The 502-nt window shown below is 61.4% G+C and carries 1 protein-coding gene; it reads left to right on the top strand.

Annotation, left to right across the window (positions count from 1 at the left end):
- The first annotated feature begins 70 nt into the window (after positions 1–70).
- Positions 71–211 carry a hypothetical protein gene (locus tag KIP88_RS46065; protein ID WP_212412412.1) on the top strand — a complete coding sequence of 47 codons (141 nt, stop codon included), beginning with the start codon at positions 71–73 and terminating at the stop codon, positions 209–211.
- The last annotated feature ends 291 nt before the right edge of the window (positions 212–502 follow it).

The following is a 502-nucleotide window of genomic DNA, read 5'->3' as shown; positions in this document are numbered from 1 at the left end:
GGGTAGCCGTAGCCGAGTGCGCCACAGGCCGAGACAACGCGATAAATGAGCTTTGGCATTGGAGTGCCCCTTGATCGTCTGGGGCAGTCCGGAATGGTTCGCCGCCAGCGCGGGCGGACAAATGATCCAGGACGGGATCGAAAACAAATATGGCTTCGATATGCAGGTATCGGCGCCTGATATGGCCGATCACGTCATCAAGCGGTCGTGATGTTCTTCGATTGAACCTTTCCGGGCCCGGCCCGACGCAGAACTCGCGCTGGCCGCTGCTCGCAGCTATCAGGTTGCAAAACCTTCCATGATATCGCGACAACTTTGCGGGTGCGGAGCCGCCTGCCCTGTGCAAGATTGCGGACCAGCGGATCCGCCGTCGTACCGGGGCGGGCGGACGGCATTCAGGTCCGACCAGGAAAGCCGCAGGGTGGCTCGCGGTCATGCAGTTTCGTCATCTGCGCTATTTCGTGAAGGTCGTCGAAGCCGGCAGCTTTTCGCGCGCCGCTGC

It is taken from the genome of Bradyrhizobium sp. SRL28 (assembly GCF_018596315.1).
GTDB lineage: Bacteria > Pseudomonadota > Alphaproteobacteria > Rhizobiales > Xanthobacteraceae > Bradyrhizobium.
This window is presented reverse-complemented; position numbering and strand designations above follow the sequence as displayed.